The 14,926-nt window shown below is 56.8% G+C and carries 19 protein-coding genes and 2 riboswitches; of the genes, 9 read left to right on the forward strand and 10 right to left on the reverse strand.

Annotation, left to right across the window (positions count from 1 at the left end; translation table 11 throughout):
* Position 1 precedes the first annotated feature (1 nt).
* From ACFIO0_RS18240 to ACFIO0_RS18265, 6 genes are read right to left on the reverse strand one after another with little or no spacing between them, the layout of a single operon-like run.
* Positions 2-868: a polyprenyl synthetase family protein gene (locus ACFIO0_RS18240; RefSeq protein WP_390911824.1), complete on the reverse strand. Its 867-nt coding sequence runs from the start codon at positions 866-868 to the stop codon at positions 2-4.
* Positions 868-1,110 carry an exodeoxyribonuclease VII small subunit gene (locus tag ACFIO0_RS18245; RefSeq protein ID WP_390911825.1) on the reverse strand — a complete coding sequence of 81 codons (243 nt, stop codon included), beginning with the start codon at positions 1,108-1,110 and terminating at the stop codon, positions 868-870. Before ACFIO0_RS18245 ends, ACFIO0_RS18240 begins: the two co-directional genes overlap by 1 nt.
* Positions 1,107-2,033, reverse strand: a complete 927-nt coding sequence (locus ACFIO0_RS18250) for a histone deacetylase family protein (protein ID WP_390911826.1) — start codon at positions 2,031-2,033, stop codon at positions 1,107-1,109. The genes ACFIO0_RS18245 and ACFIO0_RS18250 overlap by 4 nt, the downstream gene beginning before the upstream one ends.
* Entirely contained in the window at positions 2,030-2,290 is a 261-nt protein-coding gene (locus ACFIO0_RS18255) for a hypothetical protein (RefSeq protein WP_390911827.1), read from the reverse strand. The genes ACFIO0_RS18250 and ACFIO0_RS18255 overlap by 4 nt, the downstream gene beginning before the upstream one ends.
* Before the next feature lie 56 nt (positions 2,291-2,346).
* Positions 2,347-3,048, reverse strand: a complete 702-nt coding sequence (locus ACFIO0_RS18260) for a response regulator (RefSeq protein WP_390911828.1) — start codon at positions 3,046-3,048, stop codon at positions 2,347-2,349.
* The gene (locus ACFIO0_RS18265) at positions 3,045-3,557 is read right to left on the reverse strand and encodes a MarR family transcriptional regulator (RefSeq protein WP_390911829.1); all 513 of its coding nucleotides are present in this window, start codon (positions 3,555-3,557) and stop codon (positions 3,045-3,047) included. Before ACFIO0_RS18265 ends, ACFIO0_RS18260 begins: the two co-directional genes overlap by 4 nt.
* Before the next feature lie 159 nt (positions 3,558-3,716).
* On the opposite strand from ACFIO0_RS18265, the gene ACFIO0_RS18270 reads away from it, so the two are divergent.
* Both ACFIO0_RS18270 and ACFIO0_RS18275 read left to right on the forward strand, forming a co-directional pair.
* On the forward strand, positions 3,717-4,586 hold the full coding sequence (locus ACFIO0_RS18270; protein WP_390911830.1) for a branched-chain amino acid aminotransferase: 870 nt from the start codon (positions 3,717-3,719) through the stop codon (positions 4,584-4,586).
* 13 nt (positions 4,587-4,599) lie between these two features.
* On the forward strand, positions 4,600-4,941 hold the full coding sequence (locus ACFIO0_RS18275; RefSeq protein ID WP_390911831.1) for a nuclear transport factor 2 family protein: 342 nt from the start codon (positions 4,600-4,602) through the stop codon (positions 4,939-4,941).
* Between the two features lie 45 nt (positions 4,942-4,986).
* Here the strand turns inward: ACFIO0_RS18275 and ACFIO0_RS18280 are convergent, their stop codons facing one another.
* From ACFIO0_RS18280 to aroC, 3 genes are all read right to left on the reverse strand, one after another.
* Positions 4,987-5,931 (reverse strand): cyclase family protein, encoded by a 945-nt coding sequence (locus ACFIO0_RS18280; RefSeq protein WP_390911832.1) that lies wholly within the window; start codon positions 5,929-5,931, stop codon positions 4,987-4,989.
* An 81-nt stretch (positions 5,932-6,012) separates the two neighbouring features.
* Positions 6,013-6,957, reverse strand: coding sequence for an EamA family transporter (locus ACFIO0_RS18285; RefSeq protein ID WP_390911833.1), 945 nt, complete (start codon positions 6,955-6,957; stop codon positions 6,013-6,015).
* Positions 6,958-7,009: 52 nt separating this feature from the next.
* Positions 7,010-8,110, reverse strand: a complete 1,101-nt coding sequence (aroC, locus tag ACFIO0_RS18290) for a chorismate synthase (protein WP_390911834.1) — start codon at positions 8,108-8,110, stop codon at positions 7,010-7,012.
* Between the two features lie 89 nt (positions 8,111-8,199).
* Positions 8,200-8,300, forward strand: a riboswitch (TPP riboswitch).
* Between the two features lie 35 nt (positions 8,301-8,335).
* On the opposite strand from aroC, the gene thiB reads away from it, so the two are divergent.
* The 3 genes from thiB to ACFIO0_RS18305 are packed head-to-tail and all read left to right on the forward strand — an operon-like array spanning position 8,336 to position 11,524.
* A complete protein-coding gene (thiB, locus tag ACFIO0_RS18295) occupies positions 8,336-9,313 on the forward strand; it encodes a thiamine ABC transporter substrate binding subunit (protein WP_390911835.1) in 978 nt (325 codons plus the stop codon).
* Positions 9,289-10,848 carry a thiamine/thiamine pyrophosphate ABC transporter permease ThiP gene (locus ACFIO0_RS18300; protein WP_390911836.1) on the forward strand — a complete coding sequence of 520 codons (1,560 nt, stop codon included), beginning with the start codon at positions 9,289-9,291 and terminating at the stop codon, positions 10,846-10,848. The genes thiB and ACFIO0_RS18300 overlap by 25 nt, the downstream gene beginning before the upstream one ends.
* Complete coding sequence (locus ACFIO0_RS18305) at positions 10,832-11,524, forward strand: ATP-binding cassette domain-containing protein (protein ID WP_390911837.1); 693 nt, start codon at positions 10,832-10,834, stop codon at positions 11,522-11,524. Before ACFIO0_RS18300 ends, ACFIO0_RS18305 begins: the two co-directional genes overlap by 17 nt.
* Here ACFIO0_RS18305 and ACFIO0_RS18310 read toward each other — a convergent pair.
* Entirely contained in the window at positions 11,516-11,962 is a 447-nt protein-coding gene (locus tag ACFIO0_RS18310; protein ID WP_390911838.1) for a 6,7-dimethyl-8-ribityllumazine synthase, read from the reverse strand. The genes ACFIO0_RS18305 and ACFIO0_RS18310 overlap by 9 nt on opposite strands.
* A gap of 75 nt (positions 11,963-12,037) precedes the next feature.
* Positions 12,038-12,196: riboswitch (FMN riboswitch) on the reverse strand.
* A 61-nt stretch (positions 12,197-12,257) separates the two neighbouring features.
* On the opposite strand from ACFIO0_RS18310, the gene ACFIO0_RS18315 reads away from it, so the two are divergent.
* From ACFIO0_RS18315 to petA, 4 genes are all read left to right on the forward strand, one after another.
* Positions 12,258-12,875 carry an FMN-binding negative transcriptional regulator gene (locus ACFIO0_RS18315; RefSeq protein ID WP_390911839.1) on the forward strand — a complete coding sequence of 206 codons (618 nt, stop codon included), beginning with the start codon at positions 12,258-12,260 and terminating at the stop codon, positions 12,873-12,875.
* Between the two features lie 55 nt (positions 12,876-12,930).
* Entirely contained in the window at positions 12,931-13,545 is a 615-nt protein-coding gene (locus tag ACFIO0_RS18320) for a glutathione S-transferase N-terminal domain-containing protein (protein WP_390911840.1), read from the forward strand.
* A 9-nt stretch (positions 13,546-13,554) separates the two neighbouring features.
* Positions 13,555-13,983: an NUDIX domain-containing protein gene (locus ACFIO0_RS18325; RefSeq protein ID WP_390911841.1), complete on the forward strand. Its 429-nt coding sequence runs from the start codon at positions 13,555-13,557 to the stop codon at positions 13,981-13,983.
* Positions 13,984-14,362: 379 nt separating this feature from the next.
* Entirely contained in the window at positions 14,363-14,920 is a 558-nt protein-coding gene (gene petA / locus ACFIO0_RS18330; RefSeq protein WP_390911842.1) for a ubiquinol-cytochrome c reductase iron-sulfur subunit, read from the forward strand.
* The last annotated feature ends 6 nt before the right edge of the window (positions 14,921-14,926 follow it).

Consider the following 14,926-nt stretch of genomic DNA (forward strand, 5'->3'; position numbering starts at 1 on the left):
CCTAGCTTTTGCGTGCGACGACGAATGCTGCGGCGTCACGCAGCGTGGTTGCATCGTCACCGTATATATTTAATGCGTCCGAGGCGGATTCCACCAGCCTGGCTGCGCGGCGTTTCGCCTCGTCTAAACCTAGCAAGGACACAAAGGTCGCTTTGCCGGCGTCTGCATCCTTGGCTGTGGCTTTGCCAACAGTAGCCGCGTCGCCGGTCACATCCAGAATGTCGTCAGCGATTTGAAAGGCCAAACCAAGGGCGCGAGAATAGGTTTGAAGGGCGCTAAGGTCCGCTTGGGCCATGCGCGCGCCTGCGGTTGCAGACCATTCGATCAATGCGCCGGTTTTGCCTGCTTGTAGGGTTGTGATTTCGTCTAGCGACAATGGTTCTGTTGCAGTTTCAGCTGCAATATCAAGTGCTTGACCTAGAACCATACCTTGTGCGCCACTGGCCTGAGCAAGGGACAAGGTCAGATCAGCGCGGACCAGAGCATCTCCAACTTCGGGGCGTGACACCATCTCAAACGCTAAGGATTGCAGCGCATCGCCCGCCAAAACAGCGGTCGCATCGTCCCATTTCACATGCACTGTTGGTTGCCCGCGCCGCAGATCGTCATCGTCCATGCAGGGCAAATCATCGTGGACCAGCGAATAGGCGTGCAAGGCCTCGATCCCTGTTGCAGGCCAGATCGCTTTGGCTGGATCAACGCCATGCAGGCGCGCTGATTCCAGCACCAGAAACCCGCGCAGACGTTTGCCGCCATTCGTTGCATGCGCCATGGCGTGCACAACAGACAGGTCATCCAGACCGCCAAGCACAGCATCAAACTGCGCCTGAATAGCGGTGGCGCTTTGTGTCAAACGGGTGGAAAACATCAGAGCCCTTCGACGGGCTTTAGACCTGTGGGATTGCCGTCGCTGTCCAGCGTGATGGCAGCAACTTTTTCCTCGGCTTCTTTCAACTTTGCCTCGCAGCGGGCCTTTAGGGCGGCACCGCGTTCGTACAGCGTGATCGACTGATCCAGCGCGACATCGCCGCGTTCCAATTGGCCCAGAACCTGTTCCAGTTCCGCCATTGCCGCCTCAAAGCTCATTTCGTCTACTGCTACATCACTCATCGCGCGGCCTTCATCAGTTCCTGAACATGGACGCGAGCGGAAGCCGCCAGCGCATCCAGATCATAACCGCCTTCGAGCACTGATACCAGCCGCCCCTTGCACAGTTCTTGTGCAAGTTTCGCGATAGCGGCGGTCATTTTTGCAAAGTCATCGGTAGACCAGCTGAGGTTCGCCAGCGGGTCATCCTGATGGGCGTCAAACCCCGCTGAGATCAGGATCAGGTCAGGCTGATGCGCGCGCAAGGCTGGAAATGCGATATCGTCGTAGGTTTTGAGCGCATGCACACCGTCACTGCCGGGCGCGAGCGGAATGTTGACGATGTTGTTGAGCGGGCCGCGATCCGACGCCTCGCCGGTTCCGGGCCACAGCGGCATTTGTTGCGAGGTGATGACCAACGCGCGCGGCTCGTCGCTGAGTAACGCTTGGGTGCCGTTGCCGTGGTGCACGTCGAAATCAACGACGGCGACGCGGTCAATGTCTGGGTGCTCTAGCGCGTGTTTGGCCGCGATCGCGACGTTGCCAAACAGGCAGAAGCCCATTGGCGTGGTTGCTTCGGCGTGATGCCCCGGTGGGCGCACGGCGACAAATGCGTTTTGGGCTTGGTCGGACAGGACCAAATCGACGGCAGCTACGGCACCGCCTGCTGCGCGATACGCGGCCGTTAATGACCCTGCGGATACGGATGTGTCAGCATCCAGCGACGCGAACCCATCGGATGGAATACTGGCACGGATGCGGTCGATGTGACTTTGCGGATGACAGCGCAAAATATCGGCATCGTCGGCCAACGGCGCGTCAGTGCGCAGCACATCCAAGTCCTGCAAAGCGTTCAAAATGTAGCGCAACCGGGCAACTTGTTCTGGTGCCCCGTCCGGTGTGACGTGTCCAAGGCAATCGGGGTGGGTGATCAAAGATGTTTTCATAAGTCTTTCAGCGATTTGATGATGATAAATCCAAACGTGCTATAGAATTGAACGAGAACGCCGCGGCGCACACGTTTGACAAGCTCAAACATTTTGTCGTCTGCAAACACATGAACTGGAAATTCTTGAGGCACAAAACACGCCATTTGGAGGGTTGTGAGATCGCTCAACCAAGGGCCAGAAATGGCGCGATCAAGCCGGCTTGTGCCAAATTTGTTTAACATAAAGTCAAGCTCGGCCGGATAGGAGCGACGCATGTGTCGACGCAACCGCAAAAGCGAGCGTAAGTAGATGAGCGCGAGCAGCTGCATCCTTAATCCGGGGCTAACATGTAACCTGCGCCACGGACCGTTTGCAGGTAGCGCGGTTGTTTCGGGTTGGTTTCGATTTTGCGGCGCAGGCGGGTGATTTGAACGTCGACTGCGCGTTCTTGGGCTTGACCACGATCACGGCCTAAATCTTCGACCAGCTTGGAGCGGCTGATCGGTTCGCCGGTCTTGGCTGAAAAAATCTTCATCAGCTGCATTTCTGTGGCGGTCAGGCGCACCAGATCTTCGCCCATCCACATTTCACCGCGTTCCATGTCATAGCGAATCGGGCCGAGATGCAGGATTTTGGGCACTGATTCTTCGGCCGGGGTTTCGGGCATCCGGCGCAGAACCGCGTTGATACGCAACAGCAGTTCTTTGGGCTCGAACGGTTTGGGGAGGTAGTCGTCCGCGCCGGCCTCTAACCCTTCGATCCGGTTGTCGGTTTCGCCCTTTGCAGTCAGCAACATAATCGGCGTTTGCGACGTTTCGCGGATCGATTTGCACAGCGAAATGCCGTCTTCGCCGGGCATCATCACATCCAGGATCAGCATGTCGAAATCCAGACCCGACAGAATACGCCGTGCGTGTTGGGCATCTCGGGCCGCAGTTACCAAAAACCCGTGACGCATCAGGAATTTTTGCAACAACGTGCGAATGCGTTCGTCGTCATCAACGATCAGCAGGTGGGCGTCCATTTCGCTCATTGTCCGGTCTCCTTGAGGCGCGTGTAGGCGCGCTGCATTTCTGTGTCCATCATTGCCTCAAGCACGGTACGAAAGCCCGCGACGGCGTCAGGCCCTGCATCACGAAACGCACTGCGCATTCGCGCGCGCTGGGCGTCTGATAAGGTTTGTTCCAATGTCTTGCCTTTGTCTGTCAGATACAAATGACGTTCGCGTTTATCGACTTTGCCCACAAGGCTTTGAACGAGACCGTCTTCGATCAGGGTGCGCAACACGCGGTTCAGCGACTGTTTTGTGACCCCGAGAATGTTGAGCAAGTTGTTCACCGTTGTGCCGGGCGCGCGATTGATAAAGTGGATCGCGCGGTGATGCGCACGCCCATAGGCCATGTCAGACAGGATGCGGTCCGGGTCCGCCGTGAATCCGCGATAGGCAAAGAACATCGCCTCAATCCCTTGGCGCAACTGTTCGTCGGTCAAAAACAGCAGGCTTTCACCGCTGTAGGGGGAGGGCGCGCGCATGTCCGACATCAGCCTTGATCCTTGTTTGTCGTGTTCAATTGTTACAACATACGTCAGTGTTATTGACATTCCAATACTAAAGACCTATCGAATGAGAGGTTTTGCGCAATTTTATGTCCGTACCGGACGTATCGGCGCAATTTATGCAAACACGAGAGGAATACAGCCATGGCTGGTGCATATGATGATCGCGACGGAAAAATCTGGATGGATGGCCAATTGGTCGACTGGCGTTCGGCCAATGTCCACATTCTAACTCATGCCATGCACTACGCGTCTTCGGTCTTTGAGGGCGAGCGTTGCTATTCCGGTAAGATTTTCAAATCGCGCGAGCATTCGGCGCGTTTGATCACATCGGGCAAGCTGATCGATTTCGACATCCCGTATTCCGTGGATGAAATCGAGGCCGCGAAACAAGCAGCGCTTGATGCCAACGGTCTGAGAGACGCTTACGTTCGTGCGGTTGCTTGGCGCGGATCTGGCACTGATATGGGTGTCGCGGCGGCTGCCAACCCTGTCCACATGGCCGTGGCCGTTTGGGAATGGGGCAACTATTATGGTGACGCCAAGATGAAGGGTGCCAAGCTCGACATCGCAAAATGGAAACGGCCCAGCCCTGAAACAGCGCCGTCCCAAGCCAAGGCCGCTGGCCTTTATATGATCGCGACAATGTCCAAACACGCGGCCGAGGCAAAAGGCTGTTCTGACGCTATGATGTTCGATTATCGCGGCTACATCGCCGAGGCGACTGGTGCGAATATCTTCTTTGTCAAAGACGGCGAAGTGCACACGCCTGACGCGGATGCGTTCCTGAATGGCATCACCCGTCAGACTGTCATCGGCATGCTGAAAGACAAAGGCATCAAGGTGCATGAACGCGTGATCATGCCGGATGAACTCGAAGGGTTCGAGCAATGCTGGCTGACCGGTACCGCTGCCGAAGTGACGCCTGTTGGGCAGATCGGTGACTACAATTTCGAAGTGGGTGCGCTGACGCGTGACATCTCGGAAAGCTACGAAAAGCTGGTCCGGATTTAAAAGGCGCATCTAAGTGGACTTTACCGCGTTCGCGATCGAGTGGGAGGCCGCATGGAACTCCCACTCGCTTGACCGTATTTTGGCGCATTATGCACCGGACGTTGTATTCCGGTCGCACAAAGCGATGCGATTGGTCGGCACTGGCGAACTGCACGGCCGCAATGCGCTGCGCGACTACTGGGGCCGTGCGCTAAAGGCCCAGCCAAACCTGTCCTTTGTCGTCGTCGATGTGCTGCATGGGTACGGGATGATGGTGATCACCTATCGCAATCAAAACGATGTGCTGGCCGCCGAAACGCTAAGGTTCGGACCGGACGGTTTGGTGATCGAGGCGTCGGCGTGTCACGCGAAATAGCATAGTTGCGGCGGTGATCATTCAGAATCACCGCCGCTTTGCTTTTTAGTACAACGCGACCGGGTTGATCATCGCTTGCACCGTGCCTTTGATCCGGGCTTGACCCAGCACAAACATGAACTCGTTCACGCCGTCACGCAGGACGGGGCCTGTGTTCATCGTCTCTAAGATGTAAATGCCGTTTTCCTTGAGCAAGGTGACGTGGCCATAAAAGATCTTGTCGCCTTCGGGTGCGGGGATCGGTTCAACCCCCCAAGTGTCCGCGCCCACTGCCATCGGATTAAGCGATGCGATGTATACGGCGCCCTCGTTGTTCAGGCCCGGTTCGGAGGATCCCCACGCGGTCGGGTCGCTTTCGAATTTGCCATCGGTCCAGCCGGTGTGGAACAGGATGATGTCACCTTCGCCCATGGTCACATTTTGTGCTTCGGCTGCGGCTTTGATGTCGTCAGAGCCGAAGTGCGCACCTGCCTCCATCACGTCGACGCCAAAGTGTTTCGCCATGTCGAGGATCACCGCGCGCCCAACCAACGGAGGCACGTCGTGTGTGCCCAGTTTGGTCAAACCAGTGATCACGCTGATCTCTTTTTCATCCAGACAATTGTAGTATTTCCCACCTTCGCCCAGATGCCCGAGGCCATCCAGTTGCGATCCGATTCCAACCCAGGTTTGCAAGATGTCGTCGTTGTAATTGCCCTCGTATCCAAAGCCTGACAGTTTTTGTCCGCCCTGTTGGTTGGGCTGCACAACTTGCAGGTTCAAAGATCGTGGCGGAAAGGCCGGCGTGTCGGATCCGATGGTGATGCCGAGGGGCATGGATTTGCCCTGCTTGATCAATTTTGACGCCATCAACGTGCGCTCAGGCGTGACAAGATTTGCGGAGCCGATGGTGTCTTCGGCACCCCATTTCGAATAGGCGCACTCAGCAGTCGCAATGCTGGCGGCAAGCGTTAGAACGCATGTTAGGCCGGTTAAGTGTTTGATTTTCATAAAAGTTCCTCCCATAAAAATGACAGGTCACCCGTCGTTCAGGTGATTCCCTGCACTGGAATTCATTCTAGCACGGGTTGTTTATTCGCCCTTTGGTGCCGTTGCGGCACGAGATTTCGCGCGGTCCATGCCCAACTGCCGTTCGCGCCAGATGATCAGGACACCGCCCGCAACAACCAGGCCCGCACCCAAGGCCATGTTAAGCGTCGGCGCTTCGGCAAAGAAAACGTACCCAAGGATCGCGGCGAAAATCAGCGACGAATAGTCAAACGGGGCCAGCATAGACGCGGCCCCAAACCGGTAGGACGAGGTGACAAGAATTTGCGCAACGCCGCCCACAAGACCTGCGCCGATCATCAGCATCAGCGCGTTTTGAGTCGGCCAGACCCAGCCAAACGGGATCGTCAGTAGCGACAAAGTTGTCGCCGTGAGTGAAAAGTAAAACACGATGGCAGCCGTGTGTTCGGAGGCCACCATCTTGCGCACATGAATTTGCACCAGCGCGCGTAACAAGGCGGCACCAAGGACCATCATCGCCCCAATGCTTGCCCCCGATGTCATGGTTTCGGCATCCAGTGATAGGCGCGGGGCCATCACGATTATGACGCCGATCAGGCCAAGTGCCACGGCAGACAGGCGAAAGACGCGGATCTTTTCACCCAGCATGAGCGCGGCGAGGATGACGGTGAACATTGGTGTGGCGTAGCCGATCGCGGTCGCTTCGGGGAGGGGGATCAGGCCAAGCCCGCCGAACGTCAGGATCATCGCGGAGGTGCCGAACAGCCCGCGCCAAACGTGTCCGACGAAGTTGTTGGGAACCAGTCCTTCGCGAATTTCACCGCGCTGCCACAACCACACGAAAATCACGGGCATGGCGAACAGTGAACGGAAAAACACGGCCTCGCCGGGGGGGACATCTTGGATGGCTGCTTTGATCATCGCGGCCATGCACATGAACAAGAACACTGCGATCAGTTTGAACGCGATTGCGCGGCCGGGGCGGTGTTCTGTGTGTGGTTTTTCCATAGTTTCGCGCCCGCTGATTTTTTTTGAGTATTTTTGATCAGAACAGGCGGGGCTAGCCGATGGATCCTTGGTTTTCGCCCTGCTGGCCGCGGTGCATCAGAATGTGATCGAGAATCACGCAGGCCATCATTGCTTCGCCCACGGGAACCGCGCGAATGCCGACGCAGGGGTCGTGGCGCCCTTTGGTGATGATGTCAGTTTCCTCGCCCGATTTTGTGATTGTTTTACGCGGGGTTGTGATGGATGACGTTGGTTTCACGGCGAACCTAACCACCACGTCTTGGCCGGTTGAGATGCCGCCAAGGATGCCACCTGCGTGGTTGTCGGAAAATCGTGGTCCGTCATTGCCCATACGGATTTCGTCGGCGTTTTCGGTACCCAAAAGGGCTGCTGCTGCCATGCCTTCGCCGATTTCCACACCCTTAACCGCATTGATCGACATCATCGCTGCGGCGAGGTCTGTGTCGAGTTTTGCGTAGACCGGTGCGCCGAGGCCGGCAGGCACGTTGCGTGCGGTGACTTCGATTACGGCCCCAACCGAGTTTTGTGATTTGCGGATGCCGTCTAAGTAAGTGTCCCATTCTTTAGCGGATTCGTGGGAAGGCACCCAGAACGGGTTTTGGTCAATTGCATCCCAATCGAAGGTCGTGCGGTCCAGATGCTTTTCGCCCATCTGCACCATGTAGCCGGTGATTTTCAGATCGGGAGCCAACAGTTTGATCGCCTCGCGTGCGATCCCGCCTGCGGCAACGCGGCTTGCTGTTTCACGCGCAGATGACCGCCCGCCACCGCGATAGTCGCGAATGCCGTATTTCATCCAGTACGAAATATCCGCGTGACCGGGCCGGAATTTTTCAACGATATCACCGTAGTCCTTGGACCGCTGATCGGTGTTTTCGATCAACAACTGAATCGGCGTGCCTGTCGTTTTGCCCTCAAACACACCGGACAGAATCTTGACCGCGTCTGCCTCTTTTCGCTGGGTCACGTTCTTGCCGGTACCTGGTTTGCGCATGTCCAGCCAGACCTGCAGCATCTCGGGCGTCACAGGCACGTTCGGTGGGCAGCCATCAACAGTGGCCCCAATCGCGGGTCCGTGGCTTTCGCCCCAAGTGGTGACGCGGAACATATGGCCGAAGGTGTTGTATGACATGTGCGGTATCCTTTGGGTGCGTTCTAACTGCGACGGCTTGCCCCCTCAAGGGGTTTTGCCTTGCGCGTGCGCTGGTGACCCCCTAAGCAGGCGCTACCTTGGGGTGCTTTAAATAGCTGAGATGCCACTGTGCGGACCCATTGAACCTGAACCGGCTAACACCGGCGGAGGGAAGGTAACGGCACAAAAGCCTCCTTTTCCCTATCGTCGCAAAAGGAGGATGCCATGAAGTATTCTACACTTGCTGCGGGCGTATTGACTGCAACATCGGCTATGGCCGAAACGCCTGAATTGACTGTTTACACCTACGATAGTTTTGTCTCTGACTGGGGCCCTGGCCCCGCGGTCGAGGCCGCATTCGAAGAGGTTTGCGCCTGCGATCTGAAATTTGTGGGCGCAGGTGACGGCGCGGCATTGCTCGCACGGATCAAGCTGGAAGGCGCGCGTTCCGAGGCTGACGTCGTTCTAGGTTTGGACACAAACCTGACCGCAGCGGCCAAGGCGACAGGCCTGTTCGCGACCCATTCGGTGACAGCGGATTACACGCTGCCGGTTGAGTGGAACGACGACACATTTGCCCCCTACGATTGGGGTTATTTTGCGTTTGTTCACAACGTTGATGAAGCTGCCCCTGCGAACTTCAAAGAGCTCGCCGCCAGCGACAAAAAGATCGTTATCCAAGACCCCCGTTCGTCCACACCCGGCCTGGGTTTGCTGATGTGGGTCAAGGCGGCGTACGGCGATGACGCTGACGCAATTTGGGCTGATCTGGCCGACAACATCGTCACTGTGACCCCCGGTTGGTCCGAGGCGTATGGCTTGTTTCTAGAGGGCGAGGCCGACATGGTCCTGTCCTACACGACCTCGCCCGCTTATCACCTGATCGCCGAAGAAGATGCGACCAAGGCGGCGGCGACATTCGACGAAGGTCACTATTTGCAGATCGAAGTTGCGGGCAAACTGAAATCCTCTGACAATCAGGAACTGGCGGATCAATTCCTGTCGTTCATGGTGTCCGAGGCGTTCCAAACGATCATCCCGACAACCAACTGGATGTACCCGGCAGTGACGCCTGCGGGCGGTTTGCCTGCTGGTTTTGAAACTCTGGTTCAGCCGTCCAAAGCATTGCTGATTCCAGCTGACGAAGCGGATGCCGCACGCGACAAAGCACTGGCCGAATGGCTCGCAGCGCTTTCCAAATAAGCCCACGATTGGGTGTCAGCGCTGCGGTTCTGATCGCAGCGCTGATCCTGTCTGCGCTGGGCGCTGTTGTGTCCCGCGCAACAAGTGACTTTGTGCTTAGCCCAGCTGATTGGGCCGCTGTGCGATTCACAATTTGGCAGGCGTTTTTGTCTGCAACCTTTTCATGTTTGCTTGCGATCGTTGTGGCCAGAGCATTGGCGCGACGCCAGTTCTGGGGGCGGGGATTGCTGATCACGCTGCTTGGTGCACCGTTCATTCTGCCAGTCATTGTGGCGGTTTTAGGTTTGCTCGCGATCTTTGGTCGCTCAGGTATTCTGAATGATGCGCTGGGTCTGATCGGGCTTCAATCGGTGTCGATCTATGGCCTCCAGGGCGTTGTCCTGGCCCACGTATTTTTCAACCTACCTTTGGTGACCCGCTTGTTGCTGCAAGGTTGGCAATCCATTCCGGCTGAGCGATTCCGTCTGGTCGCCCAACTGGGCATGCCGCCGCGCATGGTGTTTGGGCTTATCGAATGGCCGTTGATTTTGCGGATCATTCCGGGGGCTTTTGCCTTGGTGTTTGTGATCTGCCTGACCAGTTTTGCGGTGGCGCTGACGCTTGGCGGTGGGCCGCGTGCCACCACGATTGAATTGGCGATCTACCAAGCTTTCAGGTTCGATTTTGACCTCGGTCGTGCCGCCTACCTAAGCATCTTGCAGCTTGGGATTGCAGGCGGCGCTGCCGTTGTCGCGCTGTGGCTGATCCCTTCGGTTGGTTTGGGGGGCGGGCTGGACCGGATGCAAAAACGCTGGGACGTTCGTGGGGGTATTTCGCGTCTTCGCGATGCAGTTGTTATTAGCCTTGCTGCGACCTTTTTGATTTTACCTTTGGGCGCGGTTTTGGTGTCGGGTTTGCGTGGGTTGGCAGATGTTCCGCCAAGCGTTTGGGCCTCGGCATGGACGTCGACGTGGGTGGCGTTGTTGTCGACAATCGTGTTGCTGGCGTTGGCCTTGCCGATGGCGGGCTGGATCGCGACATCGCGGCGGACCAGCGTCGAGGCTGTCGGGCTGTTGGGCCTTGCCGCATCGCCGCTGATGATCGGAACCGGCTGGTTCATCTTGATCCATCCGTTTGCGAACCCGGCGGACTGGGCGCTAACTGTGACGATCATCGTGAACGCAATGATGGCGCTGCCGTTTGCGTTGCGTATTCTGGTGCCAAGCTTGCGCGACAGTGCGCAGGCTTACGGGCGACTGAGCGCGGGATTGGGACTGGGTGGTATGCGCCTGTGGGCGTGGGTATTGATCCCGCGCGGGCGGTCCCAAATCGGATTTGCGGCGGGACTGACCGCTGCGTTGTCGGTTGGGGATCTTGGCGTCATCGCCTTGTTTGCCGACCCTGACCGCGCAACATTACCGTTGCAGATGTACCGGTTGATGGGCAGCTACCGGACCGAAGCGGCATCCGGTGCGGCATTGATTTTGCTGGTTCTGGCGTTGGGATTATTTTGGATTATGGATTATTGGGGGCGTCGAAATGCTATCGTTGACTGATGTTGTAATCCAACAAGACGGCTTTCGCCTCAGCGCTGATTTCTCGATTTCAACTGGGCAGCGCGTTGCGGTTATCGGGCCGTCAGGGGCGGGCAAATCGACGTTAGTCAATGCGATCTGCGGGTTTGTGGACGTTTCCGCTGGAACCATTGCTTTGCAAGGCACGGACATCACCAAATCGATGCCATCCGAACGCGACATGGCGATTTTGTTTCAGGACAACAATTTGTTTGCGCATCTCAGCATTGCGCAAAATGTGGGCCTTGGGATCAGGCCCGCGATGCGGCTGAGCGTTGCTGAAAATGAAGTTGTTGCGCACGCGTTGGCGCGTGTTGGATTGGACGGGTTTGGTACTCGCAAACCTGGCGCGCTGTCGGGCGGCCAACAAAGCCGTGCAGCCTTGGCACGCGCGCTGGTCCAATCGAAACCGTGGATGATTTTGGATGAACCTTTTGCAGCGCTTGGCCCCGCCTTGCGCGCAGAAATGCTGGATTTAGTTGCCGAAGTTGCGACAGAAACCGGGGCAGGGGTGCTGATGGTCACACACGCACCCGAAGACGCGCGGCGCATTGCAGACACAGTGATTTTTGTCGCAGACGGCGTTGCACACGCGCCCGTGGTGACGGCAGAATTGTTGGACAATCCGCCGCCAGCCTTAAAGGCGTATTTAGGCTAGTGTTGCGCGTGCTTTAACGATGCTTAGCGCAGCACCCGCTGCTTCGCGTCCCTTGGTGACAAAGTGTTCGCGGTAAATCGTGTTGTGGTGATCTGTCTCTTGGTAGTGATGCGGCGTGAGCGAAACCGACAAGACTGGCACGCCGGAATCCATGCTGGCACGCATCAGCCCGTCAACCACGGCTGAGGCCACAAAATCGTGCCGGTAAATTCCGCCGTCGACGACAAATGCAGCGCAAATTACGGCGGCGTATTTTCCGGTCTGTGCAAGGTCACGTGCAATCAATGGCATTTCGAATGCACCCGGCACATCGATGACATCGATCTGATCCATGGGGATGATTTCGGCAAAACCGTCTAGTGCACGGTCGACAATATCAGCGTGCCATTGCGCTTTGACAAAAGCGTATCTGGTCGCGGTCGTAAGGGTGTGTGTCATCGGTAATCTCCTTGTTGGTTCGACACTGCACCCAAGGCGATTACATGCGTTTACTGCCCCCTAAAGGGCAGCCTCGCACATTCTCTTTCATCCGGACTATGACCGTCGGCTCAGGCATCTCACCTGATCTGCTAGACCCTGCGTCCCTCGCAAGAGGGGCACAAGCGCTCGCGGGCTCGTGGATCTGGTCCACATACCGCCGGTGGGGAATTGCGCCCCGCCCTGAGAATGATTGCACGTTGCCAATTTGGCGGGGCGTGCGCAATATCAAAAATGAGTATTTGAGGATCAGAACATGCACCCGAACCCGATTTACCACGATGCGGATGCTGCGCGTAATCTCGCGTTTGCACGCGAAGTCGGATTTGGGGTTTTGGCGGTGAACGGGCAGGCGGCCCCGATGCTGAGCCATGTGCCGTTTTTACTGTCGGATGACGGGGTGTTCGCTGAGTTGCATTTGGTGCGCTCAAACCCGATTGCGCGGGCATTAAAGGTGCCGCTGTCTGCCAGCATCGCAATCAGTGGTCCGCATGGGTATATTTCGCCTGACTGGTATGGGATTGATGATCAGGTACCGACTTGGAATTATGTGGCGGTGCATTTGTCCGGTCAGCTAGAGTTACGGCCCCAAGATGAATTGCGTGATCTGCTGGACCGTCAGTCTGGGCATTTTGAGAATTTGTTGTCGCCAAAGCCGCCTTGGACAACGGACAAGATGACACCCGACGTGATGGACAAGATGATGCGCCAGATTGTGCCGTGCCGGATGAAAATCACAGGTGTCGATGGCACATGGAAGCTGAATCAGAATAAAACCGATGAGGTACGCCTGCGCGCCGCCGATGGTGTCAAGGCGAATGATTTAGGTGTGAACACGGACGCGTTGTCGATGCACATGCGCACTGCAAAATAGTAATGTTGCCGGGCAGTGGCGCGGCAAAACCCGATGATCGTGAAAGGATCGCCAGATGAAATTGTATTATAGCCCGACATCGCCATACGTGCGCAAGGTGATGATCTTGTTGCATGAAACCGGACAGTTGGGTGACGTTGAATTGCTGTCTGCGCAGACGTCGCCGTTGGCCCCAGCAGATGGTTTGCCCGCCAAGAACCCATTGGCCAAGGTTCCTGCGTTAGAACGCGCAGATGGTCCGACGCTGTATGACAGTCGGGTGATTTGTGCGTATCTTGATGCCCGCGGAGGCGACAAATTGTACCCGGCCGGCGCGCGCCGTTGGGATACGATGACGCTAGAAGCCACAGGCGACGGTATTTTGGATGCAGCGCTGTTGATCACCTATGAGGCGCGCATGCGTCCCGAGGACAAGCAGTGGCCAGAATGGACAGACGCGCAGTGGTCCAAAATTTCTGGCGCTTGTGCGGCCCTGAACACCCGCTGGATGAGTCATCTGAACGGGCCTTTGGACATGGGGCAAATCGCTGTTGCATGCGCGCTGTCGTACGTGGATTTTCGCCACGACGCACGTGGATGGCGCCACGGAAATGATGCCTTGGCTGCATGGTACGCTGATTTTGCAGCTCGTGATGTTATGGTGCAGACCGCGCCGCCTGTCGGGGGATAACGGCGCGCAATGACGGATCGCCCCAAAGTCGCGGCCCTCGCGGTTGTATTGCGCGAGGGTCATGTGTTGCTGGTGAAACGCAAGAATGAACCGGACGCTGGTTTGTGGGGCTTTCCTGGCGGGCATGTTGAGCTGGGTGAGACCGGATTGGATGCGGCTGCGCGCGAGCTGCATGAAGAAACCGGGGTGATTGCGACGTCGATTGCTTATCTGACCAATCTCGACATCATCACGCATGATCCTGATGGTGGTATTGCGTTTCATTTTCTGCTCGCTGCCGTTCTGTGCAACTACCAATCGGGAACACCCCGCGCGATGGATGATGCGCAAGACGCCGACTGGATTCGCGTTCAGGATGTCGAAAGTAAATCAATCGCCCTTAGCCAGAATGTCGATGACGTATTGCGGTTGGCTTTGGCCTATCAGCGCGGTCATTGACGGCGCGCAAAACCTCTGTGGTGCTGTACTAGGCGTTGCCGCTGGTAGCTTTGTGGGGCGCTCGGCGCGGATCATTCGGATGCCTGACGGGTTCAGCCTGACAAATCCAGCGCAAAATGCCGCCTAGAATCACTGGCATCTAAAACTTTGTTCCTTCAATTTTAGAAATGTGATTTCACGAAACCGCAGTTAAACGGTCAAAATAGGTACTAAGGTTGTATTTTTCATGCCTTAATAGGTGCCTGCGACCACATGCGTCACTGATGTGTCTGGACGCAACGGTGCAGCCTCGTTAAACAGCGCCCAGCAAGGGTGCGCTATTGACGCACTCAATGTGTCTAATGGCCCGCACAGGGCTGGAAAAATTGGAGAAACCCACGTGTCTAACTCAGAAGAACACGAAGGCACCCGCCGGGATTTCCTGCTCTATGCCACTGGTGGCACAGGTGCAGTGGTCGCTGGTGCTGCGGTCTGGCCGCTGATCAACCAAATGAACCCATCCGCAGACGTACGCGCGCTGGCCTCGATTTTCGTCAATGTTGGCGATCTTGAGCCAGGCACGCAGTTGACGGTCAAATGGCTGGGCAAGCCCGTGTTTATCCGCCGCCGTACCGAAGACGAGATTGCTGAAGCAGCAGCCGTTGCGCTGACTGATCTGCCTGACGCAGACGCGCGCAACGCCAACATCGGTGCAGCCGACGCATCTGATGCGAACCGGTCTTTGTCAGAAGATGGCGAATGGCTGGTGATGATGGGCGTTTGTACGCACCTTGGCTGTGTGCCTTTGGGCGACGCTGGCGACTTTGGCGGCTGGTTCTGCCCATGCCACGGGTCGCACTACGACACAGCCGGTCGTATCCGCAAAGGTCCAGCACCTGAAAACTTGCCGGTTCCACCGGCCGTCTTCGTGGACGACGCCACGATCAAACTCGGTTAAGGGAGA

The sequence above is a fragment of the Pseudosulfitobacter sp. SM2401 genome, from assembly GCF_042932805.1.
Taxonomy (GTDB): domain Bacteria; phylum Pseudomonadota; class Alphaproteobacteria; order Rhodobacterales; family Rhodobacteraceae; genus Ascidiaceihabitans.

Coding starts and splice junctions, on each gene's coding strand:
- ACFIO0_RS18240 (WP_390911824.1), bottom strand. CDS start 868: ATGTTTTCCACCCGTTTGACACAAAGCGCCACCGCTATTCAGGCGCAG.
- ACFIO0_RS18245 (WP_390911825.1), bottom strand. CDS start 1,110: ATGAGTGATGTAGCAGTAGACGAAATGAGCTTTGAGGCGGCAATGGCG.
- ACFIO0_RS18250 (WP_390911826.1), bottom strand. CDS start 2,033: ATGAAAACATCTTTGATCACCCACCCCGATTGCCTTGGACACGTCACA.
- ACFIO0_RS18255 (WP_390911827.1), bottom strand. CDS start 2,290: ATGCGTCGCTCCTATCCGGCCGAGCTTGACTTTATGTTAAACAAATTT.
- ACFIO0_RS18260 (WP_390911828.1), bottom strand. CDS start 3,048: ATGAGCGAAATGGACGCCCACCTGCTGATCGTTGATGACGACGAACGC.
- ACFIO0_RS18265 (WP_390911829.1), bottom strand. CDS start 3,557: ATGTCGGACATGCGCGCGCCCTCCCCCTACAGCGGTGAAAGCCTGCTG.
- ACFIO0_RS18270 (WP_390911830.1), top strand. CDS start 3,717: ATGGCTGGTGCATATGATGATCGCGACGGAAAAATCTGGATGGATGGC.
- ACFIO0_RS18280 (WP_390911832.1), bottom strand. CDS start 5,931: ATGAAAATCAAACACTTAACCGGCCTAACATGCGTTCTAACGCTTGCC.
- ACFIO0_RS18285 (WP_390911833.1), bottom strand. CDS start 6,957: ATGGAAAAACCACACACAGAACACCGCCCCGGCCGCGCAATCGCGTTC.
- aroC (WP_390911834.1), bottom strand. CDS start 8,110: ATGTCATACAACACCTTCGGCCATATGTTCCGCGTCACCACTTGGGGC.
- thiB (WP_390911835.1), top strand. CDS start 8,336: ATGAAGTATTCTACACTTGCTGCGGGCGTATTGACTGCAACATCGGCT.
- ACFIO0_RS18300 (WP_390911836.1), top strand. CDS start 9,289: ATGGCTCGCAGCGCTTTCCAAATAAGCCCACGATTGGGTGTCAGCGCT.
- ACFIO0_RS18305 (WP_390911837.1), top strand. CDS start 10,832: ATGCTATCGTTGACTGATGTTGTAATCCAACAAGACGGCTTTCGCCTC.
- ACFIO0_RS18310 (WP_390911838.1), bottom strand. CDS start 11,962: ATGACACACACCCTTACGACCGCGACCAGATACGCTTTTGTCAAAGCG.
- ACFIO0_RS18315 (WP_390911839.1), top strand. CDS start 12,258: ATGCACCCGAACCCGATTTACCACGATGCGGATGCTGCGCGTAATCTC.
- ACFIO0_RS18320 (WP_390911840.1), top strand. CDS start 12,931: ATGAAATTGTATTATAGCCCGACATCGCCATACGTGCGCAAGGTGATG.
- ACFIO0_RS18325 (WP_390911841.1), top strand. CDS start 13,555: ATGACGGATCGCCCCAAAGTCGCGGCCCTCGCGGTTGTATTGCGCGAG.